Origin of the sequence: Bartonella sp. MM73XJBT.G, assembly GCF_028618435.1 — a bacterium.
Lineage (GTDB): Bacteria > Pseudomonadota > Alphaproteobacteria > Rhizobiales > Rhizobiaceae > Bartonella.
The window spans coordinates 1-26136 of the sequence record NZ_JAQISW010000009.1 but is presented as its reverse complement, the minus strand read 5'-3'; the positions used below and the strand labels follow the sequence as shown (position 1 = coordinate 26136).

General features: G+C 45.8%; 36 protein-coding genes and 2 pseudogenes. 37 read left to right on the top strand and 1 reads right to left on the bottom strand.

What is annotated here, in order from left to right:
- The first annotated feature begins 15 nt into the window (after window positions 1-15).
- The 4 genes and pseudogenes from PVV59_RS09870 to PVV59_RS06090 form a co-directional block, all read left to right on the top strand.
- A complete protein-coding gene (locus PVV59_RS09870; protein WP_342753274.1) occupies window positions 16-510 on the top strand; it encodes a hemagglutinin repeat-containing protein in 495 nt (164 codons plus the stop codon).
- Window positions 446-694, top strand: a pseudogene (locus PVV59_RS09865) (hemagglutinin repeat-containing protein); the annotation flags it as partial. The gene PVV59_RS09870 and the pseudogene PVV59_RS09865, both read left to right, overlap by 65 nt.
- A gap of 78 nt (window positions 695-772) precedes the next feature.
- Entirely contained in the window at window positions 773-1741 is a 969-nt protein-coding gene (locus tag PVV59_RS09860) for a hemagglutinin repeat-containing protein (RefSeq protein ID WP_273755327.1), read from the top strand.
- A 64-nt stretch (window positions 1742-1805) separates the two neighbouring features.
- A pseudogene (locus tag PVV59_RS06090) lies at window positions 1806-1979 on the top strand (XRE family transcriptional regulator); the annotation flags it as partial.
- 461 nt (window positions 1980-2440) lie between these two features.
- On the opposite strand, the gene PVV59_RS06085 reads toward PVV59_RS06090, so the two are convergent.
- The gene (locus tag PVV59_RS06085) at window positions 2441-2959 is read right to left on the bottom strand and encodes a helix-turn-helix transcriptional regulator (protein ID WP_273755280.1); all 519 of its coding nucleotides are present in this window, start codon (window positions 2957-2959) and stop codon (window positions 2441-2443) included.
- Between the two features lie 151 nt (window positions 2960-3110).
- On the opposite strand from PVV59_RS06085, the gene PVV59_RS06080 reads away from it, so the two are divergent.
- The 33 genes from PVV59_RS06080 to PVV59_RS05920 all read left to right on the top strand — a co-directional run.
- Window positions 3111-3416, top strand: a complete 306-nt coding sequence (locus PVV59_RS06080) for a helix-turn-helix transcriptional regulator (protein ID WP_005864619.1) — start codon at window positions 3111-3113, stop codon at window positions 3414-3416.
- A gap of 73 nt (window positions 3417-3489) precedes the next feature.
- The gene (locus PVV59_RS06075; RefSeq protein WP_273755279.1) at window positions 3490-3630 is read left to right on the top strand and encodes a hypothetical protein; all 141 of its coding nucleotides are present in this window, start codon (window positions 3490-3492) and stop codon (window positions 3628-3630) included.
- Complete coding sequence (locus PVV59_RS06070) at window positions 3614-4012, top strand: hypothetical protein (protein ID WP_273755278.1); 399 nt, start codon at window positions 3614-3616, stop codon at window positions 4010-4012. The genes PVV59_RS06075 and PVV59_RS06070 overlap by 17 nt, the downstream gene beginning before the upstream one ends.
- Window positions 4012-5031 carry a ParB/RepB/Spo0J family partition protein gene (locus PVV59_RS06065; RefSeq protein WP_273755277.1) on the top strand — a complete coding sequence of 340 codons (1020 nt, stop codon included), beginning with the start codon at window positions 4012-4014 and terminating at the stop codon, window positions 5029-5031. The genes PVV59_RS06070 and PVV59_RS06065 overlap by 1 nt, the downstream gene beginning before the upstream one ends.
- Window positions 5028-5486, top strand: coding sequence for a hypothetical protein (locus tag PVV59_RS06060; protein ID WP_273755276.1), 459 nt, complete (start codon window positions 5028-5030; stop codon window positions 5484-5486). Before PVV59_RS06065 ends, PVV59_RS06060 begins: the two co-directional genes overlap by 4 nt.
- The gene (locus PVV59_RS06055) at window positions 5483-7480 is read left to right on the top strand and encodes a transposase domain-containing protein (protein WP_273755275.1); all 1998 of its coding nucleotides are present in this window, start codon (window positions 5483-5485) and stop codon (window positions 7478-7480) included. The genes PVV59_RS06060 and PVV59_RS06055 overlap by 4 nt, the downstream gene beginning before the upstream one ends.
- Before the next feature lie 338 nt (window positions 7481-7818).
- On the top strand, window positions 7819-8850 hold the full coding sequence (locus PVV59_RS06050) for an AAA family ATPase (protein WP_273755274.1): 1032 nt from the start codon (window positions 7819-7821) through the stop codon (window positions 8848-8850).
- Window positions 8847-9110, top strand: coding sequence for a hypothetical protein (locus PVV59_RS06045; RefSeq protein ID WP_273755273.1), 264 nt, complete (start codon window positions 8847-8849; stop codon window positions 9108-9110). The genes PVV59_RS06050 and PVV59_RS06045 overlap by 4 nt, the downstream gene beginning before the upstream one ends.
- Window positions 9107-9358 (top strand): hypothetical protein, encoded by a 252-nt coding sequence (locus tag PVV59_RS06040; RefSeq protein ID WP_273755272.1) that lies wholly within the window; start codon window positions 9107-9109, stop codon window positions 9356-9358. Before PVV59_RS06045 ends, PVV59_RS06040 begins: the two co-directional genes overlap by 4 nt.
- 14 nt (window positions 9359-9372) lie before the next feature.
- The gene (locus PVV59_RS06035) at window positions 9373-9996 is read left to right on the top strand and encodes a DUF3164 family protein (RefSeq protein WP_273755326.1); all 624 of its coding nucleotides are present in this window, start codon (window positions 9373-9375) and stop codon (window positions 9994-9996) included.
- 9 nt (window positions 9997-10005) lie between these two features.
- The gene (locus tag PVV59_RS06030) at window positions 10006-10623 is read left to right on the top strand and encodes a gp16 family protein (RefSeq protein WP_273755271.1); all 618 of its coding nucleotides are present in this window, start codon (window positions 10006-10008) and stop codon (window positions 10621-10623) included.
- Between the two features lie 6 nt (window positions 10624-10629).
- Window positions 10630-11037, top strand: a complete 408-nt coding sequence (locus tag PVV59_RS06025; protein ID WP_273755270.1) for a helix-turn-helix domain-containing protein — start codon at window positions 10630-10632, stop codon at window positions 11035-11037.
- A gap of 85 nt (window positions 11038-11122) precedes the next feature.
- Window positions 11123-11704 carry a peptidoglycan-binding protein gene (locus tag PVV59_RS06020; protein ID WP_273755269.1) on the top strand — a complete coding sequence of 194 codons (582 nt, stop codon included), beginning with the start codon at window positions 11123-11125 and terminating at the stop codon, window positions 11702-11704.
- Entirely contained in the window at window positions 11701-11988 is a 288-nt protein-coding gene (locus PVV59_RS06015; protein WP_273755268.1) for a hypothetical protein, read from the top strand. The genes PVV59_RS06020 and PVV59_RS06015 overlap by 4 nt, the downstream gene beginning before the upstream one ends.
- Entirely contained in the window at window positions 11981-12319 is a 339-nt protein-coding gene (locus tag PVV59_RS06010; protein ID WP_273755267.1) for a hypothetical protein, read from the top strand. The genes PVV59_RS06015 and PVV59_RS06010 overlap by 8 nt, the downstream gene beginning before the upstream one ends.
- On the top strand, window positions 12285-12524 hold the full coding sequence (locus tag PVV59_RS06005; protein ID WP_273755266.1) for a hypothetical protein: 240 nt from the start codon (window positions 12285-12287) through the stop codon (window positions 12522-12524). The genes PVV59_RS06010 and PVV59_RS06005 overlap by 35 nt, the downstream gene beginning before the upstream one ends.
- Window positions 12521-12835, top strand: coding sequence for a DUF2730 family protein (locus PVV59_RS06000; RefSeq protein ID WP_273755265.1), 315 nt, complete (start codon window positions 12521-12523; stop codon window positions 12833-12835). Before PVV59_RS06005 ends, PVV59_RS06000 begins: the two co-directional genes overlap by 4 nt.
- Entirely contained in the window at window positions 12832-13188 is a 357-nt protein-coding gene (locus PVV59_RS05995; RefSeq protein ID WP_273755264.1) for a hypothetical protein, read from the top strand. Before PVV59_RS06000 ends, PVV59_RS05995 begins: the two co-directional genes overlap by 4 nt.
- Window positions 13151-13732: a phage protein Gp27 family protein gene (locus PVV59_RS05990; protein ID WP_273755263.1), complete on the top strand. Its 582-nt coding sequence runs from the start codon at window positions 13151-13153 to the stop codon at window positions 13730-13732. Before PVV59_RS05995 ends, PVV59_RS05990 begins: the two co-directional genes overlap by 38 nt.
- On the top strand, window positions 13725-15347 hold the full coding sequence (locus tag PVV59_RS05985) for a hypothetical protein (RefSeq protein ID WP_273755262.1): 1623 nt from the start codon (window positions 13725-13727) through the stop codon (window positions 15345-15347). Before PVV59_RS05990 ends, PVV59_RS05985 begins: the two co-directional genes overlap by 8 nt.
- A 12-nt stretch (window positions 15348-15359) precedes the next feature.
- Window positions 15360-16862: a DUF935 domain-containing protein gene (locus PVV59_RS05980; RefSeq protein WP_273755261.1), complete on the top strand. Its 1503-nt coding sequence runs from the start codon at window positions 15360-15362 to the stop codon at window positions 16860-16862.
- Window positions 16863-16957: 95 nt separating this feature from the next.
- Window positions 16958-18016: a phage protease gene (locus PVV59_RS05975; RefSeq protein WP_273755260.1), complete on the top strand. Its 1059-nt coding sequence runs from the start codon at window positions 16958-16960 to the stop codon at window positions 18014-18016.
- Window positions 18013-18354, top strand: coding sequence for a hypothetical protein (locus tag PVV59_RS05970; RefSeq protein WP_273755259.1), 342 nt, complete (start codon window positions 18013-18015; stop codon window positions 18352-18354). Before PVV59_RS05975 ends, PVV59_RS05970 begins: the two co-directional genes overlap by 4 nt.
- A 12-nt stretch (window positions 18355-18366) precedes the next feature.
- Entirely contained in the window at window positions 18367-19332 is a 966-nt protein-coding gene (locus PVV59_RS05965) for a capsid protein (protein WP_273755258.1), read from the top strand.
- Window positions 19333-19347: 15 nt separating this feature from the next.
- Entirely contained in the window at window positions 19348-19773 is a 426-nt protein-coding gene (locus PVV59_RS05960; RefSeq protein WP_273755257.1) for a gp436 family protein, read from the top strand.
- Window position 19774: 1 nt separating this feature from the next.
- Entirely contained in the window at window positions 19775-20269 is a 495-nt protein-coding gene (locus tag PVV59_RS05955) for a phage virion morphogenesis protein (RefSeq protein WP_273755255.1), read from the top strand.
- Window positions 20266-20793, top strand: coding sequence for a hypothetical protein (locus tag PVV59_RS05950; protein WP_273755252.1), 528 nt, complete (start codon window positions 20266-20268; stop codon window positions 20791-20793). The genes PVV59_RS05955 and PVV59_RS05950 overlap by 4 nt, the downstream gene beginning before the upstream one ends.
- Entirely contained in the window at window positions 20790-21383 is a 594-nt protein-coding gene (locus PVV59_RS05945) for a baseplate assembly protein (protein ID WP_273755250.1), read from the top strand. The genes PVV59_RS05950 and PVV59_RS05945 overlap by 4 nt, the downstream gene beginning before the upstream one ends.
- Before the next feature lie 12 nt (window positions 21384-21395).
- Window positions 21396-21596: a hypothetical protein gene (locus PVV59_RS05940; RefSeq protein ID WP_273755325.1), complete on the top strand. Its 201-nt coding sequence runs from the start codon at window positions 21396-21398 to the stop codon at window positions 21594-21596.
- A 3-nt stretch (window positions 21597-21599) separates the two neighbouring features.
- Window positions 21600-21986 (top strand): GPW/gp25 family protein, encoded by a 387-nt coding sequence (locus PVV59_RS05935; RefSeq protein WP_273755248.1) that lies wholly within the window; start codon window positions 21600-21602, stop codon window positions 21984-21986.
- Entirely contained in the window at window positions 21973-22839 is an 867-nt protein-coding gene (locus PVV59_RS05930) for a baseplate J/gp47 family protein (protein ID WP_273755247.1), read from the top strand. The genes PVV59_RS05935 and PVV59_RS05930 overlap by 14 nt, the downstream gene beginning before the upstream one ends.
- Window positions 22839-23945, top strand: a complete 1107-nt coding sequence (locus PVV59_RS05925; protein WP_273755245.1) for a phage tail protein — start codon at window positions 22839-22841, stop codon at window positions 23943-23945. Before PVV59_RS05930 ends, PVV59_RS05925 begins: the two co-directional genes overlap by 1 nt.
- A 1-nt stretch (window position 23946) precedes the next feature.
- Window positions 23947-26136 (top strand): DUF4815 domain-containing protein (locus tag PVV59_RS05920; RefSeq protein ID WP_273755243.1); only part of this gene is annotated, 2190 nt, incomplete at its 3' end.

Here is a 26136-nt window from a genome sequence, read left to right as displayed (position 1 = left end):
TCAAAAAGTGGTTTTTTGCATGAGGAATCTTCCAATACAGCTGAATCCCATACCACAACGGTTTCCTCCATTTTTTTGGCGACGGGCAATATTGATTTGCAAGCAAAAAAAGATGCCACAATTACGGCTTCTCATATGATTGCAGATCAAGACATCAATGTTGCGGCAGAAAATGTGACGATTAATGGCATGACAGACCATCATAAGAGCCATTCAGAAAAGTCTGAAACGGGTTTTGGTGTGGGATCTGGCAAGGGCTTTGTGTCGATATATGGAAGTGAATCCAAGACAGAAAATGAGGAAAGCTTTGAACATCAAGGCTCTTCTCTCAATGGAAAAAATATTACCATCACCGCTATAAAAGAAGATGTGAACGTGGTGGGTTCTGACTTTAATGCAGAGGAAAATATTAATGTCTCGGCAGCCCATAATGTGAACGTTTCACCTGGTCACAATAGTCATAGCGCAAACTCAAAGGAAGAACGCACAGGGCTTTGGCATTCAATTTGAAAAGAGCAACAGTGGTGGCTCTATTGGTGTTGGTGTTGAGAGCAATAAAGATACGGGCGATCAATGGGAAAAGACTAATACAGCATCTAATTTCTATGCGGGCAATGATGCGAATTTTAATGCCGGCAATGATGCGAATTTTCAAGCGACAAATGTTTCGGCAAATCGTGATGTCAATATTGATGCAGGCAATAATATCACACTGTCGGAAAGCTATGATACCACTAATACACAAGAAAAGCATGAAAAGTTTTTTGCCGGTGTGACAGCTTCTGTCAATGTTGGCATTATTGGTACTGTAAAAGACGTAAAGGATGCGGCAAAACGTTTTGGTCATGGGGATACAAAACACAAAATCGGCAATGGTTTGATTGTTAGCTTGAAAGGCTATGATCTCTATAACAAAGGAACAGGTCTTTATAATGGGATGAAGGGGGGAGTAACCAAGGATACTCTTTTTAATGGTCTTGATGCTTCAGCCAGCATCACAGCAGGGTTTCAGTCTCATAAGGCAGAAGCCTCTTCTCAAGGCACCAATGCGACAACAACGACCATACAAGGGGGACATGCTGTCAACATGAACGCTCACAAAGGCAACATCCATGGTGTTGGTACTGATATTATTGCTGGTACAAACCCTCTGATCAATGATGAAGGGAGTGGGAACATTAACTTGAGTGCAGGACAAAATATCACCTTTGAAAGTGCACAAAATACGCAAAGCACGCACAATCATTCGCAAAGTGCTTCCCTGAATGTTGGCTATACCTATGGCACGAATGGTTCTGGATGGATGGGGAATGCTTCCTTTGGGAAAGAAGATTACTACTCTTTTAGCTTTGTAGGAAAAAAAACGGTAAGCTTTAATCCGGACAAACTTTTAGTAAGGATGAAACGTGTTAGGAAAAAACTGCTTAATACAGTTATTTTAAACATATCGTGGGAACGGGTTGTGAAGTTATTTGATGCACCTGATAGTTTGTTTTATTTAGACCCACCTTATCTTGTAAAGAAGAAGTGCTATAGCTCTGGGAATTTTGTTGAAGATGATTTTGAGAGCATGGCAAAAGTTCTTAAAGGTATTCAAGGCAAATTTGTTTTGAGTCTGAATGATTGTGATGCTGTAAGAGAGATCTTTAAAGATTTTGATTTTTTAGAAGTAGAGACCCTTTGGACAGCAGGTACGGCAAAAAAAACGCCTAGAAAAGAAGTTCTGATTCGCAATAATTGAAGAAAATTTTGAAAAGATTTGTTAGAATCAGCAGAAATATTTCTTCTCTAATAGGACTTTTTATATGCTTACATCATTTGGCAAAATTTTACGCAAACTTCGTATTGATCACTCTGAACGCCTTTTAGATATGGCTGAGAAATTAGATGTATCCGTATCATTTTTGTCTTCTGTTGAGATTGGCAAAAAATCTGTACCCGTTGGCATGGAAGAAAAGATCATTAAGCTCTACGCTTTATGTAGTTTGACACTAGGTTTTATACTAAGTGGGATTAGGTGGGATTAGGTAGGAATACGTGGTAATTTGTTGTTTTTATGTACAATTTTTACCATTAAATGCGCGTTTTGTAAAATTGTATTTTGACACCTAAAATTGCGAAAATTACCGAAAATCAGAAAAAAGTGCGTTTTCATGGTAAAAATGAGAGAAGGCTTTGAAAGGTCTTTGAAAACCCTGTGAAAAATTTTGAAAAGTCTGTGAAAGCCCAGAAAACCGCCTTTGAAGACCCTTTGAAAAAAATCAATCCAAAAGTTCAATTGATTCCAAAATCAGCCAAAAATGACCAAAAAAGCAAAAAAGATTTTCACCTATTGATGATTATCTCCTTTTAGAGGTAATATATACTTATTAATCAAATGGTTATATTATTTTTTTAATGTAAAAAGATTTTCATATCAATTTTTCATTTTAGAGAGGCATTAAGCCGTATTTTGTGTAGTTTCTAGATGTGCTCTTTCAGCTTCTATTTGACGCTTTAAATGCAATTTTAGGAGAGGCAAAGTAAGCTCTATTTCTTCCGTGTCATTAATGTCTTGAACCAGCTCTTGCAGTTTTTTATAAAGTTCCGCCGCGAGTTCCGCTATATCTTCAGGGGGGAGTTTTATTTTAGCATCGCGATAGGTTGTATAAGCTATGCGACCAAGCTTTTTCATGAGTCCAGCAGGGATAGTAGGCGCTAAATCTGTAACTTTCGTTACTTCCATAAACATTTCGCCTTCACCTGTAATTAGCCAAGTTAAGTTGACATTTAATTGCTGTGATAAAGCAGTCAAAAATTCCACATTGGGAAAAGTGGTCCCTCTTTCAGCATGGTCATAAATTGCTTTTTTAATACCTAAACGGGTAGCTATCTGATCTCGATTAAGCTCTAAGCTTTCTCGTATCAAACGTAACCGCTTTGCCTGTTCTGTTTTGGGTTCAATTTCTTTTTTTGCCACAAATTACACAATAATGCAAATATTGCGTTGACTTAATGCATTTTTTGCATTATACCTCTAATTACCGCCCGATATAGAGGGCAGATATTTTACAATTAACCCCACAAAAAACGGATGGTTTGAGCATCCGTTTGAAGCAGGAGCGAAGTTTATGACAACCACCCAAACATGCATTCAAGTATGGGATCGCCATAGTATTTTAGCCGAGCTACGCCGCCGTAACATGACCTTGGCGGAGCTCGCGAAAGCTTATCAACTCTCGTCATCCAGTGTTCAACACATTTGGACACGGTCTAACGAGAAAGCCGAACGCGCCATTGCCGATTTTATCGGTTTGCCCGTCGAGCAGGTTTTTAGCGACCGCTACCCCAAAAGTCGCCGTCGCATTTTTAAAGCAGCAAAACATGCCAATACAGATTCGCGTGCGCATTCTGCTTTGCGTGGGAATGCTGCTTGAACTTCGTTACACGGCTTTGCGTTTTTGCGCATTTGCCATGAATTTAAATACCATAAGATAAAAAGGTTTATCAATGTCTAAAGATCAGTACGAAATAGGCAAGATAAATTGCATAGAGTTGCATCATAGAACAGCCGTTTGCATGGGTTGGTTCTGGCGGTTAGATGGTGGTCATATTGTTTTTATAGGGGGTGGTTATGGTTGCTGCTTGTAATTTATGGACCCCAGATGTCAGAAGCGATATCATTAATCCTTATTCAGAAGTTGAACGTTTACAGGTGATGCTTTCCTGTTCTTTAAAAGCCGTGAGTAGTGGATTTAAGCATCTGCCAATCCGGTATATTATTGACCCTCCGCATGGCTTATTTGATGCGGCGTTAGCACGACAGATTGTTATTCATATTTTGCATTATCAGTTTGAGGTGCCGCGGCGGCGTATTGTTGCGATACAGGCACGTCAGCGGACTTCTATTTCTCTATCTATGCAAGTGATTAACCGGCGTTTGGAAGAACCCGTTTTTGCGAAAGCTTATCGAAGATGGGCGGGGCGTGCGATGGATTTATTCTTTAAAGAGATCAGAAAGGTGGGGGCGTGATGGCACAGTTTCAAGAGATTGCTTTAGATTTGATTGTTGTACCGGAGCGTATACGCCCTGTTGATGATGAGCATGCCAAGGCACTTGCGCAATCGATGGCGCGGGAGGGGTTAATGAACCCGATTACAGTGCGCCATACCCCCAATGCTAAAGAGGGGCATTATACTTTGATTGCGGGGGCGCATCGGTTACGGGCGGCGGAGCTTTTAGGGTATAGCGCCATTGAAGCGGTTGTGGTGCAAGCAGATAAAGAGAATGCCGCGCTTTTAGAAGTGGCAGAAAACCTCTTTCGCAATGAATTGTCTGTTATTGACCGTGCGCTTTTTGTCCAGACTTACCGTGAATTGTGGGAAAAGAAGTATGGGGAGATTAAGGTTGGTGGGGACAGAAAATCAAAGGGTAAAGTTTACCCTTTGATCGGTGGTAATCAATATACAAAGGACAAAGTGGCAAAAGGACAAGTTGTCCCTTTGCCCAAAGATGGTTCTTCAGAGCACCATGAAACTGGGTGTGAAGGGGATAAAAAATCAAAGGTGCAAGTTGCACCTTTGATCGGTGGTGAAACAGATTTTGAGCAATTGGTGCAACTTGCACCTATTGCTCAAATAGAGGGAAAGGATGGCAAAGGGACAGTTTTATCTTTTGCTAAACATGTGGCGGACCGCATTGGTTTTTCTCAAGATGTTGTAAAACGTCTCAACTGTATTGCACGGCATTTACAGCCGGAGTTGCGGTCTGTTTTGCGGGGGACGGCGTTGGCGGATAACCAAGCGCAGTTGTTGAAGTTGGCGAAGATGGAGCCGGTTGCGCAGCGGCGGGTGGCAATTGCTTTGCAACAGGTTGAGGGGGATTTACGGCGGGCTGTTGATTTGGTCAATGGGATTAATATACCCCCGAAAGTTAATGAGCAGGAACGGATTTTTGCTCAATTGTTGAGTGTGTGGCAGAGAGCGGATGCACAGACACGGGCACGGTTTTATGATTATTTGAACAAGCAATCGGGGGAGGGGCAGGCATGAAGACGCGTGGTTCTCATCAACTTGATTTTTTTCAACGTCCGGTTTTTCCTTGCCGTGAACCCGTTGCGCAGATTGATTTAGGGCGGTTTCGCTCACGCATTAAGCGGGCGATGGCGCGGGCTTTGCGTGAATGCCGGGTTGAGCGCAGTGTGATTGCAGAGCGTATGGCGCATTATTTAGGCATTGGTTGTTTAAGTAAGGCGAGTTTGGATGCTTATGTTGCGGAAAGTAAGCAGGTGGATATTTCCCTGCCGCGGTTTAAGGCATTTGTGCGGGCGACAGAGGCATTTTGGCTCTGGGATGAGGTGGTGAGTGAAGATGGTTTGCTGTTGTTGCAAGGGGATGAAGCGCGTTTGGCAGAAATTGCAAGATTGCAGCAGGAACAGCGTGAGATTGCGGCGCGGTTGAAAGCGATGCGTGCGGTTCCGGTTCGTATTAGACGGGGGCAGCCATGAAAGAGTGGTTTAGTATTGCTGAATTGGCTGAAGCGGCTTTGCCAGGATTGCCAAAAACATATAAAAGTCTTGAAAACCACGGACGGGCATATTGGAGAAAAAATTCTGAACTCTCACGGAAGGTGGAAAGCAAGACCAAGCCAGTTTGGGAGTATCACATCTCTTTATTGCCGGAGGGGGCGCGGGCGGCGTTGTTGTTGCGGGAGGGGAGTGTTGATGTTTTGCAAAGGGCAGAACAGAGCATGCAAAAGGAAAGTGTTTGGGTGCGTTATGAAGGGCTTTCAAAGGCGCATAAAAGGCGCTGTGAAGAGCGTTTGAAGGCACTTTGCTTTATGGAGGATTTACTTCATGCCGGTATGGGTGTGCATGATGCAGCAAGTTTGTGTGCGGTGCAGTTTGGGGTTAGCCGGATGTCGCTTTTTAATTGGCGGCAGATGGTTGAAGGATATGAGCGCCCTGATTGGTTGGCAGCGCTGGCGCCTTGTTATGGTGAGGAGACTGTTTCGCAATTTGCGCCCTGTCATGAGGGGGCGTGGGAGGTTTTATGTTCGGATTATTTACGCTCTTCTCGCCCTGCTTTTTCGGCGTGTTATCGGCGGATGGTTTCGGTTGCACGGGAGAAAGGTTGGGAGCCTATTCCTTCAGAGCGGGCTTTGCGGCGTCGTTTTAAGGCGCAAGTTTCCAAAGCGGTTGTGGTTTTAGCGCGTGAGGGAGAGGAGACGGCAAAAAAGCTTTATCCCGCCCAACGGCGTGATCGCTCAAGCTTGCATGCACTACAAGCTGTGAATATGGACGGGCATAAGCTGGATGTTTTTGTGAGCGTTCCTTGGACAGAGAAGCCTGTGCGGCTTTATTTGATTGCCATTCAAGATCTTTATTCGGGGAAGATTTTATCATGGCGCTTATCGGATGCTGAGACTTGGGAAATCGTGCGTTTGGTGATTGGGGACATGGTGGAGGCTTATGGGATACCAGAGCGTATGACCTTGGATAATGGGCGTGCTTTTACCAGCAAGTGGATTTCTGGAGGTGTGCAAAACCGCTTTCGTTTTAAGATTAAGGCGGATGAACCGCAGGGTCTTTTGACGAGTTTGGGTATTCAATTGCAATGGACCACCCCTTATAGCGGACAATCGAAACCGATTGAGCGGGCATGGCGTGATTTGGCAGAAGCGATTTCAAAACACCCATTATGTGCGGGGGCTTATACGGGCAATAAACCGGATGCCAAGCCGGAAGATTATGGGCGGCGCGCGATAGGATTTGAAGCGTTTAAAGCCCATGTTGGTGCGCAGATTGTGGCACATAATGCGCAAGCGGGACGCAAAGCGGTTAATTGTGCGGGGCGCAGTTTTGATGAGACCTTTACTGAGAGTTTGCAAGCAGAGGGAACGATAGTTCGGCAAGCAAGTGCAGCCCAGAGGGCTTTATGGCTTTTGACTTCAGAGGCGTTGCGTACGCAAAAGGGGACAGGTGAGATTCATTTTTATGGCAATCGTTATTGGGCGCGGGCGTTGAATAGCTATGCGGGAGAAAAGGTGATTGTGCGCTTTGACCCGGATAATTTGCACCAAGATTTGCGGGTTTATGATTTGAATAATCAGTTGCTTTGTTTAGCACCTTGCCTTGCGGATGTGGGTTTTTACGACCAGCAGGCAGCGCGTTTGAATGGGCGTTTGCGTAAAGAATATGTGAGAGCTGTTAAAGCAGAAAAGCAGTTGGCAGCAAAGCTTGCGCCGGATCAATTGGCGGATGTTTATGCAAAAGTTGCAAGGAGGGGTGATGATGCAAAATCCAAGCGTTCTGTTTCCCCAAAGGTAAGTCGTTTGATGCCAAAGAATGCGGGGAATCTCGCTTTAAAGGCTCATGATGCGGTTTTAGGGGATGATGAGGCTTTGGATGCGCAAGAATTTAGTCAACATTTGCACCAAGCTTTAAGACGCCTTAGCGCTTCAAGTGAGGTGCATGAAGTGATCAAGTTTCCTAGAAGATAGGAAAAGAGAGGGGGACTTACAAGAGTGCCTATAAGGGGGGCTGGTTTTGTATCGCGTACCAGCTTGAAGCGTTAATAAAGAAAGGGGGGAGGAGAAGTCTTAATCCATTTCAAAGTCTAATCAATATAATTAAGTTTTCAGGTTCTTTTGCCTTGATTTGAGCGCGGAGCCTTGAAGTTAGCAAGTTCTCCGATGTGTGAGAAAGAGAGGGGGATTTGTCAGGTTAGCCGTTTTAGTATCGCGTACGGTTTTAAATGTTCATTGAAGACAAAAGACAAGGGGCAAGATTTTAGCCTTCCCCTTGTCGATGTCTAAATCAATACGAAAGGGGAATATATATGAAGTACGCGATAAATGCAACCGTTGATAAAAATCCTTGGGCGCGCCCTAAAAAACAGCCCGATGGGACAGCCCAAAACCGCAATAGTGATGATATTGCTTTATGGAACACGCTTGTGGATTCGGTGATCGCTCTGGCACAGACGAATGATTGGACTAAGGCAGAGGTGGCGCGGCGCATTGGCATGCCGGATGGCACCTTTTCGCAGTGGTATGCGGGCAGTTATGCGGGGCAATTGGGCAAGCAAAATGCGAAGGTTCAACAATGGGTTGAAACATTAAAAGAAACGGCAGGGCTTTTGGAGATAATCCCAGAAAAGCCTGCGTTTCAAAAGAACCGTATAGCTTGTGAAATCATTGACACGCTAACACTGGCACAAAGTACGGGGGATATGGTGATGATTACGCTTGATGCGGGGAGTGGCAAGACGGAAACCTGCCGCTATTACCGCTCTACCCGCCCGCATGTTTATCTGGTGACAGCAAGTCCGCATACGCGCAGTGTTCATGGTATTTTGAATGATATGGCAGCAGAATTGGAAGTGGTGGAATATAATCCCACCCGCTTAACGCGTGCCATTGGCAAGAGATTAGAGCGTGTGGGGGGTGGAACATTGTTGATCGTTGATGAGGCGCAAAATTTAACGGATGAGGCGATTAATCAGTTGCGTCACTTTGTTGATATCAATGGTACGGGGCTTGCTTTGGTTGGCAATGATGAGATTTCGGGACGTCTCGTGCATCGTCAAAATGGACCTTCTTATGCACAAATTAAAAGCCGATTGGCGATGCATTTGAAACGTCGCAAACCTTATAGTGAGGATATTGCGGCGCGCATTCACGATTGGGGGATTGAAGATGCTGGTGCGATAAAGTTTTTGACCGGTATTGGTTTGAAAGCTGGGGCTTTACGGCAGATTGATAAAACTATGATGTTGGCGCGTATGGCAGCTCTTGGGGATGAGAGTGAGGTGACGCTTAAACATGTCAAAGCCGCATGGAAAAACCGCAACGTGGAGGAATTGGCATGATCCCTTTATGCGACAAAGAATTATCCGATACGCTTGTTGGTCTTTATGACGATTATCAATGCGGTTTTGATATTGGAGAAAAGCTTAAATTGTGTGTTGATTTGGCGTTATTGCTTGAATTGGAGTTGAGTGTTCACCGTTTGGGGGAGGCGGATGCGGTTTTGGAAGCTGAAGTTGCAGAAGTTTTGGCTGAGTGTGACAGCTCTGATGCGGATGAGAGCAATCGTGTGATTTATATGGATTTTGGAGGCGGAAAATGATGGAACGGAACCCTTATATGGTGAGAGATTGCTTGATTGCTTTGCGCTCTGCCTTGTTAAAACATGAAATGGATGGGATTTTTTTGCATGGACAAGATGTTCGAGAATTAAATGAGTATTTGCGCCGCTTGGCAGGCTATAACCACATTTTAGGTCATGAGCTTATGCGGTGTCGTTGGCAATTGAAAGCGGGATGTGCGCCTTCTTCAGGGGATGTTGTGCCATTTCGTCGGTTTCAAAAAACATAAGGAGGACATTGGTGATGAATCCACAAATTGAACTTGAAGGCACGCGTTATATGAAGGATGCAAAAGGGGCTTTGGTGCCGGTAAGCCTGATCCGCCCTGCGGATTTGTTAGAGGATGAAACGGTGCGCAAAATTATGGGTTTTGCGAAAGAGTTATCGGCAAGGATTGCACGTTTTAACAACCATACGATTGCGGATTTGAGTGATTTTGATAGCTTGCTTGCGCAAGAATATGGTGTGGAGCGGCGTGGCAAAAAGGGCAATTGTACTTACACAAGCTTTGATGGTTTGCAACGCATTAAAGTGCAAGTACAGGAAAGTGTTGATTTTGGACCGCAATTGCAAATTGCCAAAAGCCTTCTTGATGAGTGTTTAAATGAATGGTCTGCGGATGCGCGTCCTGAAATCCGTGCGATTATTACGCGTGCTTTTAATACGGATAAAGAAGGCAAGGTGAATCGGGGGGAGATCTTTATGCTGTTGCGTTTGGATATTGATGATCCACGCTGGAAAGAGGCGATGCGGGCGATCCGTGAAGCGATCCGAGTGACGACATCTAAGGAATATGTGCGTTTTTATGAGCGCGATAGTTTGGAAAGCGCTTGGCGTGCTGTAACCATTGATCTGGCGAAGACGTGAGGGGGTGACATGTCTTTAGCTGTCCTTCATATGGGAAAACGCGCCTTAGGTCTTGATGATGAGACCTATCGCGCACTGCTCTATCGTTTGACAGGCAAGCAATCGGCGAAAGATTTGAACTTTTTAGAGAAGCGTTTAGTCGTCGCTGAAATGAAAGCGTGTGGTTTTGAGCCGAATGTGAAGCGTTTAGAGGGTAAATATGCTAAGAAGCTCCAGGCGCTCTGGATTGCTGGGTGGAATCTTGGCATTATTCGTGATCGTTCAGATAAAGCGTTGCTTGCCTTTGTGAAAAGACAGACAGGGATTGATCATATTCGTTTTTTACGCGATAGCGATGATGCATGCAGAGCTATTGAGGCGTTGAAAGGTTGGTTGCAGCGTGAGGGTGGGGTTGACTGGAAAGGGAAAAAGATTCAAGATTCATGGCAGAAAATGCCAGGATATTTGATTTTGTGTGCCCAATGGAAGCGTTTGAATCCCGATGCTGTGTTTGATGTGGAATCTTTTCATCAAAGTGTTATGGCGTTAAGTGGTAAAGCTTTGGGTGAGATGAGTGGGGGCGACTTTAGAGAAGTGATGAATGTTTGGGGGCGGAAAATCCGTAAAAGTGTTAAAAGCGAGGGGTAAGCATGCATGCAAGAGGAAATCTATAGCGATTTTCCTGCCTTATTGCGTGAAATAGCTGATGTTGCGGGCAGTGAAGCAGCATGGAATATGATGCGGGCTTTTGGTGGGCGAGAAGTTTATATCCCTGGGCGTCTTGAGAATGCGGATTGGTTGATTGAAATTGTTGGGTTTGAAGAGGCGCAGCAACTCATCAACCATTTTTGTTTTAATGGTTCTGGTGTGCGCCTTCTTATCCCCCTTGGTAGAGATGCTGAACGGCGGCAAAAAATGATGCAAGCGCTGCAAAAGGGCTGGTCGGTAGATGCAGCGGCTGCGGTTTCTGGTATGCATGTGCGTACAGCTTATCGCTTGAAGAAGAAAATTTCTTTGCAAGAGCCACAAGGTTTATTATTTCCAGAGTTTTATGAGTATTGAGAGTTTTGACTGACAGTGTCAGGCTTATATTAGTGGTTTGAAATCCAATAAACTGCGATGAATTTTATTCATTGAGTGGTTTGTTATGGTTTCAATAGATGCCTCTTTTCTTCATTGCCTTGCGCCTAAACTGACGCATCATGCGCGCCAAGATTTTATTATCGTTGAAATGGCACGTGTGTTGCCTGAAGCTTTGTCTTATGGCGCACTCACGACGCATTTGCGTGTTGCGCATTTTTTAAGCCAATGTGCCCATGAGAGTGATGGCTTTTTTACCCTGCGTGAATATGCCTCAGGGCGCGCTTATGAGGGGCGGCGTGATTTAGGCAATGTCAACCCTGGGGATGGTGTGCGCTTTAAGGGGCGTGGTTTGATCCAATTAACGGGGCGGAATAATTATCGTCGTTTTACGAAGTTTTGGCGCTTAGTTGATGAACAAGCGGTTGATTGTGAGGCATTTCCAGAAGTGCTGGAACAGTTTCCAGCAGCGCTTTGGTCGGCTGTTTGGTTTTGGCAGATGAAAGGCTTGAACAAGCTTGCTGACCAAGATGATGTTGTGAGGATTACCAAGGCGATTAATGGGGGCAAGAATGGACTTGTGCAGCGTTTGACTTATTTAAATCGCGCCAAAAAGCTTTTAGGACTGTCATGCGAGGTGGAGACATGAAGCCATCTTATCGGGGGTCTCGGCGTTATTTATGGTGGTCCTTTTGGTTTGCTTGGGGGGTTATTTTTTTGCTCGTTTCTGGTGGTTTGCTTGGGGCACCGCATATTGTTGATATGGCGGGCATTTCTATTCCTTCGATGGTGGCGATTATCGTTGGCAATTTGGGTGTGCACCGCGGTTTTGGTTCTGTGGATTTTTCTAATAGGAAACATTCCCATAAGCGGCATAGCAGCTCCTATGATGGGGTGGAGATAACGGGGTGGGGGGATAAGCGCAATGTTTAATCTACTTTCAAAACTGTCTTTTGGTTTGCTTTTTTTGGCAAGTGTGATGTTAGCGGCTTTTGGCTTTATGAAAGCGCAAGTTTTAAAGGCGGAAAGAGCGCGTGATGTGTATTGGCAGTTGGAGATTGCCAAGGTTTCAGCACGTGCACAGCTTGAAATGGAGCGACAAAGGCAAGCCGCGTTTGAAGCCGAGCATCAAGCGCAAGGGGTGATTTCTGCTTTAAGACAAAGGCTTACAAAAATGGAGGAGGTCAATGCAGTATTGCCAACTACTGGCTGTGGCATTGGGCTTGAGCGTGTGCGCTTGCTCAACACCCAAGCCAAGGGATAGTTTTGCTTATCAGTTTTTATCGGTTGCATTGCCGCCTGTTGTTCGCATGGCGTGTGCCCGCCCTGTTTTACTGCCAGAGCGTGCTTTGAATGGGCGCGAAGTGGTGCACTATTGGGGGCGTGATCGCACTGCTTTATTGATCTGTGAACAGCACAGACGAGCAGCTGTCAAAGCCATTTTAATGAAGTCAAGGAGGGGTTCGTGAATTTGGATATCAGTGTTGCCAATGGCTGGTTGTCTTTGCTTTTATCGGTTATTGCGATTTGTGGGGTTTTGAGAGCCTATTTTTCTTCAGGTGCGCGGGAAATGCTGAAAGATCTCGTTGTGCTTAAAGAGCGTGTACAAAAGTTAGAAACGGAGATGGACTTTTTGCCTGATCGCGATGCGTTGCAAAGATTGGAAGTGAATATGGAGAAATTGAATGGGCGTCTCAACACGCTTTCTGCGCAATTACAACCGGTGGCAGCCATTGGTGAGCGCTTGCAAGAGTTTTTACTGGAGAATGCCAAGAAATGAAAGCAGATATGGATAAAATCATCCGTGAAGAAGCGCGGCTGATTATTTTAAAAGGGCTAGCTTGTGAGCGCAGCGAAACTTTATCGAGTGCGATGATTGAGCGGTTGTTATACAGTTATGGTATCCGGCGTGATCGCGATTTTGTGCACAATGAACTGGCTTTTATGGAAGATCAAGGTGCTGTCACGTTAAAACAGGCAGGTTCGGTTTTTCTTGCGGCGTTAACAGAACGGGGAGCGCGTCATTTAGACCGGAGCTTTTCCATTGAGGGGATTAAACGTCCCAAACGTTCATCAATAAAAGACGAGGTGAGGGATGCGCAAGGTCGGGCGTGGACGTTTAACGGCGATTGATTTATTGCCGCAAGCTTGTGATCAAATTATTGCTGCGGCTGCTGAAGCTTTAAATGGGCGTGAGAAGACACAAATGGCTATTTATGGTGAGTTTAAAGCGGCTTTGAAGGCTTTAAAAAAAGAAACGGGTTTAAGCTTTTCTATTCCCTCTTTTTCCAGTTTTAATCGTTATTCTTTGCGTTTAGCGGTGATGTCACGCCGCTTAGAACAAACCCGTGAAATTGCGGCAAGTCTTTCTCAGCGCTTTGATGCCAAAGCTTCTGACAATATTACTCTGTTAACAGCCGCAGCGATTAAAGAGCTTATTTTTTCCACGTTAAGCAGTGGGAAAAGCCTTTCGCCAAAGGCTGCTCAAGAGTTGGCGAATGCGCTTAAAGGGGTTTTGGCTGCTGAACATTTGTCGACCACGAGGCGGCAAAAGTTGGAAAAGGATTTTACAAGCAAGGCAAGCAAAGCGGTTGAGGTGGCAGCGGCAGCAGCGGGGCTCTCAGAAGAGACGGCACGGGCTATTCGCGCGCAAGTGTTGGGGGTAAAAAATGGTTGAACAGCCTCTCTCAAAAAGTCATGTCTTTGATCATCAGAGCGGTTTTGATATTTGGCAGGCGAGTACTTTTCCAAAAGAGCAAGATCCTTTGGAGGAAGGGATTTTGATGGCGCATCAACGGGCATGGATTGAAGATAAGTCACCATTAAAATTGGTTGAAAAGGGGCGGCGGACCGGCATTACTTTTGCGGAAGCTTTGGATGATACCCTTATTGCGGCAGCGACGCGTGAAGCTGGTGGCGATAATGTTTTTTACATTGGCGACACCAAAGAAAAGGGGCGGGAATTTATTGGTTATGTGAGCAATTTTGCTTCAGCACTTACCAGCAATAGTGGTGATGTGGAGGAATTTTTATTCTCTGATCAAAAAGAGGATGGGTCGACAAAATATATCTCTGCTTACCGCGTGCGCTTTGCTTCAGGTTTTCGGATTGAGGCACTCTCAAGCCGTCCTGAAAATATCCGTGGTCTCCAGGGCATTGTGGTGATTGATGAGGCGGCGTTTCATAAAGATGTGCGCTCTGTTTTGGATGCGGTGAATGCTTTGTTGATTTGGGGAGGCAAGATCCGTGTGATCTCAACACACAATGGTGTGCTTAATCCTTTCAATGAACTGATCCGTGAGGCACGTGCGGGCAAAGTTCCTTTTTCTCTGCATTGTTATCCCTTTGGTGAGGCGGTTAAAAATGGCTTGTTTAAACGGGTTTGTGCCATGAAGGGGGAGGGTTGGAGTTTAGCAGCTGAGCAAAAATGGGAAGAGCAAATCCGCGCTTCTTATGGGGTGCGTTTGAGTGCTATGCGCCAAGAATTAGATGCCATACCGGCAGATCAAGAAGGGGCGGCTTTAACACGCTTACAGATTGAAAATTGTTGTGCGCGAGATATTGCGGTGTTGCGTTTTGCTTGTGCGGATGGTTTTAAAAATCAATCGGATGATCAACGAAGTCAAGTGGCGTTTGCTTGGTGTGAGAAGCATGTAAAACCTTTGCATGTTAGGCTTGACCGGCGGCGCCAACATGTTTTTGGGGTTGATTTTGCGCGCAGCGGCGATGCAACGTCGATTGTGGTGATGGAAGTGGGGCAAGATTTGGTGCGCCGTGTCCGGTTTATGGTGGAATTGCGCAATATGCCGTTTGATCAACAAAGAGAGATTTTATTTTATGTGGTTAGTGGTTTGCCGCGTTTGTTGGGGGGCGCTTTGGATGCACGTGGCAATGGGGCTTATTTAGCAGAAAAAGCAGCGCAGCGTTATGGGGCTTGTGTGAGGGAAGTACAATTGTCGCAAAGTTGGTATGGCAAAGAAATGCCGGCTTATTTGGAAGCTTTTGGTGATGGGTCCATTGTTTTGCCGCGCGATAGTGACATTGTTGCGGATCATCAAGCGCTTGCTTATGTTAATGGCATTGTGAAAATTCCAGACAATCATCGTTTTAAAGGCAGTGACGGTTTTATGCGCCATGGTGATAGCGCGATTGCTTGCGCTTTGGCTTATTTTGCCAGTCGGCAGGCGCCTGAAATTTACGAATATACGCCTGTGAGAGAGGTTTATGGTTTTAATGAAAGCCCACTCTTTTCAACGCCTTTTTTTTCAACGACGAGATCAAAGATATATTGATGGGATGATGAGATGGTAAAACTGGTTGATCAATGGGGTAGGGCGCTTCATATCAAAGGGTTGGAGCGGGAGGTGGCAAGTCCAAGCATTGGCGGTATTCGTGATGTATGGTCACAAACCATTGTCAGTGGTTTAACACCTGCGCAACTTGCTGATATTTTGCAACAGGCAGCACGGGGGCAGCCAGAGCAGTTTTTCCAACTTGCTGATGATATGGAAGAGCGTGATTTACATTATCGTGCTGTGCTTGGCATGCGTAAAAATGCTCTCACAGGGGTGGAGCCTGGGGTGATTGCTGCAAGCAACAGTGCACAGGACAAAAAAATTGCCGATGCTGTTCGAGAAATGATTAGTGCACCTACCTTTGTTGATGATTATGTGACGGATTTGTTAGATGCTTTGGGAAAAGGCTATGCGATTGTTGAAACCTTGTGGGACAAGAGTGCCAAGGAATGGTGGCCGGTTGCTTGGAAATGGCGTGATCAGCGGTTTTTTCAATTGGACCGGCGTGATGGCTTTCATTTGCGTTTAAAAGAAGAGGGGTCTTTGTACGGAACAGAGTTGCCTGCTTATAAATTTTCCATTCACAGACCCAAGTTGAAAAGTGGCTTACCTATCCGCTCTGGGCTTGCACGGCTTGCGGCTTGGGCATTTTTGTTTAAGTCTTATACCTTGAAAGATTGGATGGCGTTCTTAGAAGTTTACGGCATGCCCTTGCGTGTGGGGAAATATGGTGCAAGCTCTTCTCATGAGGAACGGCGGGTTCTTATTCAAGCTGTGCGTGATTTATCCAGTGATGCGGCAGCGATTATTCCCAAAGAGATGGAGATTGAATTTATTGAAGCGGCAGGGGGCAGTGGCAATGCGGTTTTTGCCGCAAAGGCGGAATATTTAGATCGACAGATCTCTAAAGGGGTATTGGGGCAAACCATGACGACGGATGATGGCGCGTCCTTTTCGCAAGCACGCATTCATGAAAATGTGCGCCATGATATTGCCAGAGCTGATGCACGGCAATTGGCTTTGACAGCTAATCGTGATTTGATTGTGCCCTTTGTTGAGATTAATTTTGGGCGCCAAGAGCGCACTCCCCTTGTCTATTGGCCGATTTCGGAAAATGAAGATATTAAAGCCATTAGCGATGCTTTAGAAAAACTTGTGCCTTTAGGATTGCGTGTTGGGGCGCAAGAAGTGCGCAATAAGATTGGCTTTTCGCAACCAACAAAAGAAGAGGATGTTTTAAGGGCTCCTGATAATGCACCTGATGATGAGAGAGAACAAGAGGATAATGCGGGGCAACAAAAGGCTCATGTTTGTGCTGATTGTGGGGGTGTTTTTGATGTTTCTGTGACAAGAAAAGAAGGGGTTGGAAAAGAGCAGGGTGGAAAACATCACGACGAATTGGACCGACTTTCTGAAGAGGCTTTAAGTGACTGGGAAGAGGATTTTATGGGATGGTTTGGCACGGGGGTTTTTCTCACAAGGAGAATAATAGAGAAAAAAGTGCTTTTTTAAAGAAATGCTCTTTTGACTGACAGTGTCAGGCTTATGGTGGGAGTAAGTTTCATGCATTGTATTGCCAATGACGATTGTAAAGCAATAGGCAATGTATGGAACAGGAATTTCACGAAGATCAAAAAGATGGGCATGCTGAAACATTTTATGCCGCGTTCATTGACCTTTGCCCAGACGTTTTATGCCAAGATATTTTATGTGAAGACGCCACCGTTAGCCAAGCGCCGGAATGGGTCGAGCTATTGCCTAAAGCGCCCCATGTGAAGGCACGTGATGGGCGGGAATGGCATTATGACCCACAAAGGATTTTAAAGGCTTTTGCAGCCAATAAAGGACCACTTGTGATTGATTATGAGCATGGGCAACATCACAGAGCGAGGAACGGCTTGGAAGCGCCGGCTAGCGGTTGGATTGAAGAACTCGCAGAGCGGGATGGTGCGATTTGGGGTCGGGTTAAATGGACCGATATGGCAGCTAAAAAGATTATTGCCCGAGAGTATCGCTATCTTTCCCCTGAGTTTCGTCATTCTAAAAATGGTGAGATTTTAAGTTTGGCAGGGGCAGGGTTGGTGAACCGTCCTGCCCTTGTGATGACGGCTTTAAGCCGTGAAACCCCTTTAACACCCCCTTTGATACCCCTTGTGGTGTCCCCAACAACCTTGACGGAGAAAATGATGGATTTAACAGCCATTGCCAGTGCTTTGGAGCTGGCAGAAGATGCAAAACCTGCAGAAATTTTAGCAACGCTTAAAGCACGCGAAAAAGAACGGGTGGAATTAAATACCCAATTAACAAAAGCGCGAGAAGATTTAGCACTTTTGCGGGAAGAGCAAAAAAAGGCGACGATTGAGAGTCTTTTAGACAAAGCGATTGAAGAGGGCAAGATTTTGCCTGCTGCACGTGAAGAATATCGTGCCCTTTGTAGCCTTGAAGGGGGTATGGAACATTTTAAAACTTTGGTTGAGAAGTTGCCGGCGCTTGCCTCAACAAGCCCTTTAGAAGTGTGTGCCTTGGTGCAAGAAGCAAAGCTTGCGCCAGAAGATATTGCGCTTGCGGCACGCCATTATCAACAAGAGCAGAAAGCACAAGGCTTCGACATCACCATTAGCCAAGCAGTTGATTATATTAGCGAGCAAAAGGAGCGCCAATCATGAGTACGACAATTTTGATGAAATCTTTTCGCGCTTTTGCAGAGATCTCACCTTATTGCATTGTTGCAGCGCGCGGTGATGGAATGGTGGCAACGGCTACTGGTAAGGGTGATAAATTATTAGGCACTGCAGGGTCTTGTGAAGCCAAGGCTGGTGAGATGATTGATGTTGGCCAATGTGGTTGGGGCGAAGTGGTTTGTGGAGGCAATGTTTCCTTTGGTGACTTTTTAACCTCTGACCTCAAGGGGCAGGCTATTAAGGCAGAAGCAGCAGATCGCACTATTGGCATTGCCATGAGTGATGGTTCTGCTGGTGATGTTATTTCTTTTAAAATTAATTAAGCGAGGCTTAAAATGAACAGACCTTTTCCCATTGATCCAACACTTACCGCGATTGCTATTGGGTATCGCAATCCAGCAGGTTCTCTTATTGGCGATAAAGTTTTGCCCCGTGTTGGTGTTTTAAGTGAAGTGTTTAAATATAGTGAATTTCCTCTAGCGGAAAATTTTACCGTTCCTGAACTTGAGGTTGGGCGAAAAGGGCGCCCGAATGTGGTGGAATTTTCTGCCTTTGAACGGGAAGCTAGTGTGAGAGATTACGGGCTTGATGACCTTATTCCCAATTCAGATATTGAAGCAGCAGCCCGCGCACGGGCAGAAAAGCGCTCTCGTTATAATCCCGAAAAAACCGCTGTAGAGGGACTTGCCAATTTGCTGGAATTGGGGCGTGAAGTGCGTGTAGCAGCTCTTGTGCAAAGAAGTGAAAATTACGCACCAGAGCGGGTGATGACCCTTAAGGGTGAAAATAAATTCAGTGATTATGAGAAATCTGATCCTTATGCCACTTTAGATGAGGCGAAGGACAAAGCCCTCGTCTATACGCCCAACACCATTGTGATGGGTAAAGTTGTTTGGTCAAAACTCAAACGTCATCCCAAAATCATTAAAGCCGTTAAGGGGGGTGACACTGCTGATGGTTTTGTCACCAAAGCGCAATTTGCTGATCTGATGGAAATACACCCCGATCGTTTACTCATTGGTGAATCGCAAGTGAATTTAGCTCGCAAAGGGCGTTCGGCGCAATTGGCGCGCGTTTGGGGCAATAAGATCGCTTTGCTTTATATTGATCCCACCAAGCAACAGGCGGATGGATCGGTCATCAGTTGGGGCTTTAGTGCTCAGTTGGGTGAGCGTATCTCTGGGGTGATCTCTGATCCAGATATTGGTTTATCGGGTGGTAAACGGGTGCGTGTGGGTGAACGGGTGTGCGAATTGGTGGCAGCAAAAGATGCCGGTGTGTTGCTGCAAGAAGTTGTCTAAGGGAAACTTTTAAACATGGCTTATGCAAGCAAAACATTGATTGAAGAGCTCTGGGGTGATGATTTCTTGAAAGACTTATGTGCTTTTGATGATGAGAATTCTGATCCAGTGCTTTTCGATCAAGCTATTGCCCTTGCTCTAAACCAAGCAAGTGGTGAGATTGATGTGCATTTGTCTCATCGCTACTTGGTCCCGATTGCTGGACAGCCGGCGGCTCTTGGCATGATTTGTGTCAATATTGCTGTTTATAATTTAGCCATACGCCATACGGCACTGACCACAACCATTGAAGATCGCTACAAACAGGCGGTTGAACTCTTGAAACGCATTGCGGAAGGCAAAGCGGGTCTGGGGGTCGATGAACCTAAAATTATGAGTGAAGATGGACCGCTTCGTGATGGGGCTTTTTTCCATGCCAAACCGCGTTTGATGGGAAGATAACATGTCTGTTTCAACCCATATTGAGATTAAAGAGAGCGGGCTTGAAGCGGCTTTATCCTTTTTACAAAAGGGCGCTGATAGCTCGATGGGAACTTTATCACAAGGGGTTGGGCGTCTCATCCAAGAGAGCACAAGGCGGCGCATTCAAAGCGAAAAAACGTCTGCCCAAGGAGAGAAGTGGAAAAACAATCATGCTCGCACCTCCATTCTTTATGCCAGTGGGGCGCTTTCACGCTCCATTGATATGAAAGCTTCACCAGAACAGGTGATTGTGGGCTCTGGGTTGGTTTATGCGCGGATTCATCAATTGGGTGGGGCTATTTTCCCGAAAAAAGGCAAAGCCCTGCGCTTCTTTCTTAAAAGCGGCAAGGCACACCGCTTTGTGTGTGTGCATCAAGTGACCATGCCGGCACGTGCCTATTTAGGGCTTTCAGAGCACAATAAAGTGGAAATTGTCAAAGCAACAGAAGATTGGCTGGAAAGGGTCTTTTCATGAGACAAACGATCACACAAGCAGGGCGCATTAATGCGTTTCGTGAAGCGGTGATAAAGAGCCTTAAAGGCGCTTTGCCAGATGTGCGTGATTGCGGCTGTCAATTTGGGCGTTTTAATTTAGAAGAGCTTGAAACACAGATGCTTGTGGCGCCAGCTGTGCGTGTTGCGGTGTTAGAAAGTCGTTTAAATCCTATGCCTTCTGGACAGATGAGTGCTGATCTTCATTTAGGGGCTTTTATTATCACCACAGGTAAAGAGCGGGATGTTTCCAGTTGGCTTTTGGCAGAAGCGATAGGGGTTTTATGCCATAGCGGACAATTGTGGGGGTTAACGCATTTGAGTGTCCCGCGGGATGTGTCAATTGACCCCATTATTTCTGCGGCGATTAAGCAGCGCGGTGTATCGATCAGTGTGGTGGAATGGCATCAAGATTTGCATCATTTAGGAAAAGATATTTTTGCGGGTGAAGACAAACGACAACTCAAAGGTGGTTTGATTTCATGTGATAATGAGGTGTTGGCATGAATGATGCGCATTTGTTGGGCGAGACCTTTCGGCAAATCATGAAGCGCCTTGATGCGCTTGAACGCTGTCTTGCCAACCAGCACATGATGGGGCGGGTGGCGCAAATTGATGGGCATAGGGTGCGGGTGAAGCTTTCTTGTGAAGGTGCCAATGGACAAGCGGTTTTATCGCCTTGGCTACAGGTGCAAGAAGCTGCTGGTGCTGTTTCAAGCAATATGCCTTTAAACATTGGTGATCCAGTGCGCTTGTTAAATCCCCATGGCGAAATTGGCTCTGCGTCTCTGGTTGTACGCGATAGCTATAGTGATGATGCACAAAATCCAGCACGCTCTTTCCAAGAGCTTGCGCTTTGTTATGCAGGGGGTGCACTGCGAATGACTAAAGATGAACTTATTCTCTCCCATGGGGAAAACGAAGTCCGTTTGAGTGCACAAGGGCTCATGCTTTGCCACCAATCAACCCGTGTTGAATTAACGGACTGCGTGCAGATTCAAGCAGAAGATTTAAAGCACAATCAAAAATCTGTTGGAGCAAGCCACAAACATGGTGGGGTCAAAATGGGTCCCTCCACAACCTCTAGCCCTCTTTAAAGGAGTTTTATGATGCGTGAGAAAACTTATGTTATTTTAACCAATGCCGATTTTGTGGCAGGACAGCGTTCACCGGGGAAGGGTGAGGAAATTCGTTTAAATGAAGAGGCAGCGAAATATCCGCTTCTTCTTGGTCAGATTGCTGAAAAACCAGCACCTGTTGTTTCTGCCCCCCCAACGGTTTCTACCACAAAGACAACAAAGGGGGCTTAAAGCATGCGGTGCGGGATGAGCGAAAAGGATGGCTCTCTCTTATATGGTTGGGATCATTGCCAACAATCCATTCATAAATGTTTAATGACACGGGTGGGAACACGGGTTTTGCGTCGCCATTATGGATGTGATGTTAAGGAGTTCCAAGATGCCAATGCTGATCCTGCAACGATTTTACGTCTTTATCAAGAAATTGTGCAAGCGCTCGATGATCCAGAATGCGGAGAGCCTGGGTTTTCACTGCAGAGGATTGATTTGACCAAAGCAACGCGTGAGGGAACATTCCACTTTGTTTTAAGGGGCATTTTTTACCCCGATGGGCATTTGGGGGATTGGTCCCATGGGCAAGAGAGACAATTTCCGCTAGAGGTCTCCTATGGCAGAGCTTGAACATTTACCCCTTCTACAGCTTCCGCTACCACAAGTGATTGAAGAGCTTTCTGTTGAAAGGCTTTTAGCGCAAAAGATTAAGCGTTTGACTGAGCTTTTTGCGGCGCATCATATCCCTTACAATGTGGAAAAAACCGCTTATGATCCCGTGGTCATTCAATTGCAAGCGGCGGCTTATGAAGAGTTGCTATTGCGCCAGCGGATGAATGAAGTGGCGCGGGATAATTTACTCACATTTGCGCATGGCACAAGTTTAGATCATTTGGGGGATTTTCACGGGGTTACGCGCCTTTTGGATGAAGATGATGAGCGTTTGCGTCGCCGCATTCGTTTGATCCGGCAAGGGCATTCCACAGGGGGTACAGTGCCCCGTTATCAATATTTTGCTCTCTCTAGTGATATCCATGTCAAAGATGCTTTTGTTTATCGTGAGGGTAAAAGCCCGCTTATTCATGTTGCGCTTTTTAGTGACACCCCTTCAGGGGTGGCTGATGAGGCTTTAATTGCCAAGGTGCAAGCAGCCCTTGATTGCCCCCATGTTAAAATGACCAATGACCACATCTTTGTGAAAAGCGCAGTACAGCGGATGATCAATGTTTCTGCTGATTTTTGGTTGTTACCGGATGAAGGCGCCTTTGTTTTGGAAAGAGCGGAGCAGAATTTAAGAGCAGAATGGGCGCGTGCGCAAAGGCTTGGGCGTGATCTCTCAATAAGTTGGATATTAAGCCGCCTGATGGTTGAGGGCGTTCACCATGTGAACATAACGCATCCTTGTGAGGATATTTTGGTCGCACCGGATGAAGCGGTCGCACTAGGGGATATTGTTTTGTCTGAAGGGGGGCGTGCTTATTGATGCTTTCTTCACTTTTGCCACCGAATTCGAGTTTGTTTGAACGTTGTTTTGCCGAAGCAATGGCTTTTGACCCTCACGTTAAAACGGCACTCGAAGAAATACCCCGCGCGAAATTTATCACGCGTCCGCCTTCTTGGTTGCCCTTTTTAATAGACGAATATGGCTTACAAGAATTAAGCCCTTATTTCTCTAACCTTTATGATTTAATTGATCAGGGTCTTGCATGGCAAAATATTCGCGGCTCTATAGCTGCAATAGAGATGGGGCTTGAATGGTTAGAGATTTCTGCACGCTTTCAACCCGCATGGACGGGGCGGGCATGGTGGAATTCCTTTCAACTCTACTTTGATCACTTGCCTGAACGAAAAAGCCTTGAAGCTATTGAAGCAATTACCGACCTTTCCAAAAGTTTGCGCTCTGATTTTCGCCGTGGGACCTATGGTTATGATGTGGGGGCTATGGAAGGCAATATGTCACGCCTTGATGAGTGCATGTTGGAGTATGAGAGCGGTGTTCGCTTAACAGCTGGAGGAACATTGTTTTCCTTTGGACGCACAACAGAAATCAACCACGTTCTCACAAAAGAAGAAGGCACATTGATTGGTAACTGGATTGATGATGGTGACGAAGAGTTAAGCTGGGACCAAATTGACTATCCCTGGGACATGGCAAATTTTCCATGGTGTTCGGTTAAAAAACACGAACGCGACATATTGATGGCAGAATGGTTCCAAAACCGCACGCTTTATTTGGCTTTAAGAGATCTCGATAACGCTCTGATTGGGTATCGCAGATGCTATGCTGTAGCGCCTGTCGAACCAGCTTTAGAGGGTATTTACAGCCATTGTGGCAACAAATTTAACCCTTCCACAACAGGGACAATGTTGTTTCTTGCAGCGCGCACCAATTTTAAAGATGTTGATGACAAACATGCCGCCTCTGTTTCTCTCCTCGTTCATGGCTCTCTCGTAGAACAAACACCTCCTGGCAAACTTTGGCTAGGGGCTGATGAACTGCGTGGTGGAGTAGAGATCCTTAAAACACCTATCAACATTCCTTTGCGTGCTGATGTTCGCGAACAATTCAAAATTTTATTGAGGTTTTAATATGAAGCATGAAAGTGGTTTGCCTTTTGCAATTGATCGATCCGTTAGCAAAGATGAACAACAAAGCGTTGTGTTTTATGGACAGCGCCCTTTTCTTCAAGCGGGAGAACTCAATGAAGTTCAAACCATCATAAGGGGGCGTCATGACCGTTTGGGGCGCCTTGTGGCACAAGAAGGAGACCGTGTTGAACGAGCAGATGCCTTTGTCAATAAAGATAAGCAAACCGTCACTTTAACAGAGGGCAAGATTTATATCGCCGGCGATATCTTTCCCGTCTCAAATGCCGTCTTAGAGAATGTTTCTATGGTTGGACGTATAGAAATCGGTGTAAAGCTACAAAAGAAATGGATAACTCATGAAGATGATCCACAGCTCTTGGGGCAAGTTCCGGGCACTTTAGCAGAAGGAGAAGGAGGTGCGGCACGCGAGATCGCAAAACTTGTCTGGGCTCTCAAAGATGATGACCAGCAAGGCACGTTTTTCCCCGTTTACATTTTGCAAGATGGTGTTCTCATTGATCAAAAATCCCCCTCACTACTTGAACCCGCCATGCAAGCTATTGCGACATATGACCGCGCCCATGGGCATTATATCGTGAGTGGCTGCCGTGTAAGTGCATTGGGAGCCAATAACGGTTGCCAAGTGTTTAGTATTCAAGAAGGAGAAGCCAATATCAATGGCTTTAAACGTAAACGCCTTGCCGCCTTGCGCCATGAAGAGGTGCAAGACTTTTCGACAAGCGTTGTTCCAAGCGAAACGCATATTTTTGCACCCCCAAAAGGGAAAACAAGTTTTACCTTTAAACCCTATTATTTTCCTATTGCTGATATTCAGTCTCTTTTGTTGACAAAAGAAAAAACCGTTAACGTCACCCGTGGTGCGGTTGCCTCCGGGCGTGATGGTGTGCCTGATAAAAGCATCACCGCGTTTATCAAAGTCGTTCAAGGAAGCAAGGAATTTAAAGAAGGCACAGATTTTAAAAAAACCGGAGACACCATTGATTGGGCTCCCGTGGGAGACGAACCTTTAGCAGGGAGCAGCTATAAGGTGACTTACCGCTATCGCGCAAAAATCACGGCTGATAAAGTCACAGCACAGGAAATCACCGTCTCAGGTGGAGCGCAAAGTGGTGATATTATTGTGAGTTACACTTACAAACTCCCCCGCATTGACCGTATTGGTCTTAACACAGGGGGCAATGTGGTTTACATCAAAGGGGTTTCATCAGACCAACCCATGGCACCAAGTGTCCCTGATGATGTGCTCTCTCTTGCAACGATCACCAACAATTGGCTTGAAACGCCGGTTGTGGTCAATGATGGCACACGGGTTGCCCCTTATGATGAGATGTGGCGCTATTTTCAACGGGTGCTCTCCCTTGACCGCTTGATGCAACTAGAGCGCATTAAAAGCAATGTGGACTCTAAAGAACCTGTTGCCAAAAAAGGCATGTTTGCTGACCCCTTTCTCGATGACGCTTATAGAGATGAAGGCTTTCAACAAACGGGGGCTGTAGGCAACGGCATTTTGCAGCTCGCCATTGATCCAACCTTTTATACTGCCCCCTTGAACGCACCTGTCACGCTTGACTGGACCAATGAAGTGATCATTGCGCAAGAATTGACAACCGCTTGTGAAAAGATCAATCCTTATCAAAATTTTGCGCCCCTCCCTGGTACAGTCACCCTTACCCCCGCGACAGATTTTTGGCATGTTGAGCGCACTGATTGGCTCTCTGGTGTGACCAATCAACTGAATATGGGGCAGAACCGTGGAAGAAGCATCGTTAAGACAGAAATCCGTGATGATTTGGTGAATACAGCAAAGGAGCAAATCGATTTTTTAAGACAAATTAAGCTGAACTTTAAGATTGAAGGTTTTGGCAGTGGTGAAATCTTGGACAGCCTTAGCTTTGATGGCGTGAATGTCTTACCAACAAGCCGCCTTGTTGCCAATAGCAAAGGCACCCTTGAAGGGAGTTTCAAGATTCCTCCAAACATTACGGCTGGGACAAAAAATGTTGTGGCACGGGGAAAAGGTGGAACCATTGCAACGGGGCTTTTTACCGGTCAAGGTGTGATTGATGTGAAGGTGATGCGGCGCACCACCACAGTGAAAATCTGGACACAAGTCGACCCGCAAGCCCAAGTCTTTACCCCCGATGAAACACGGCAAATCACAGGTATTGAC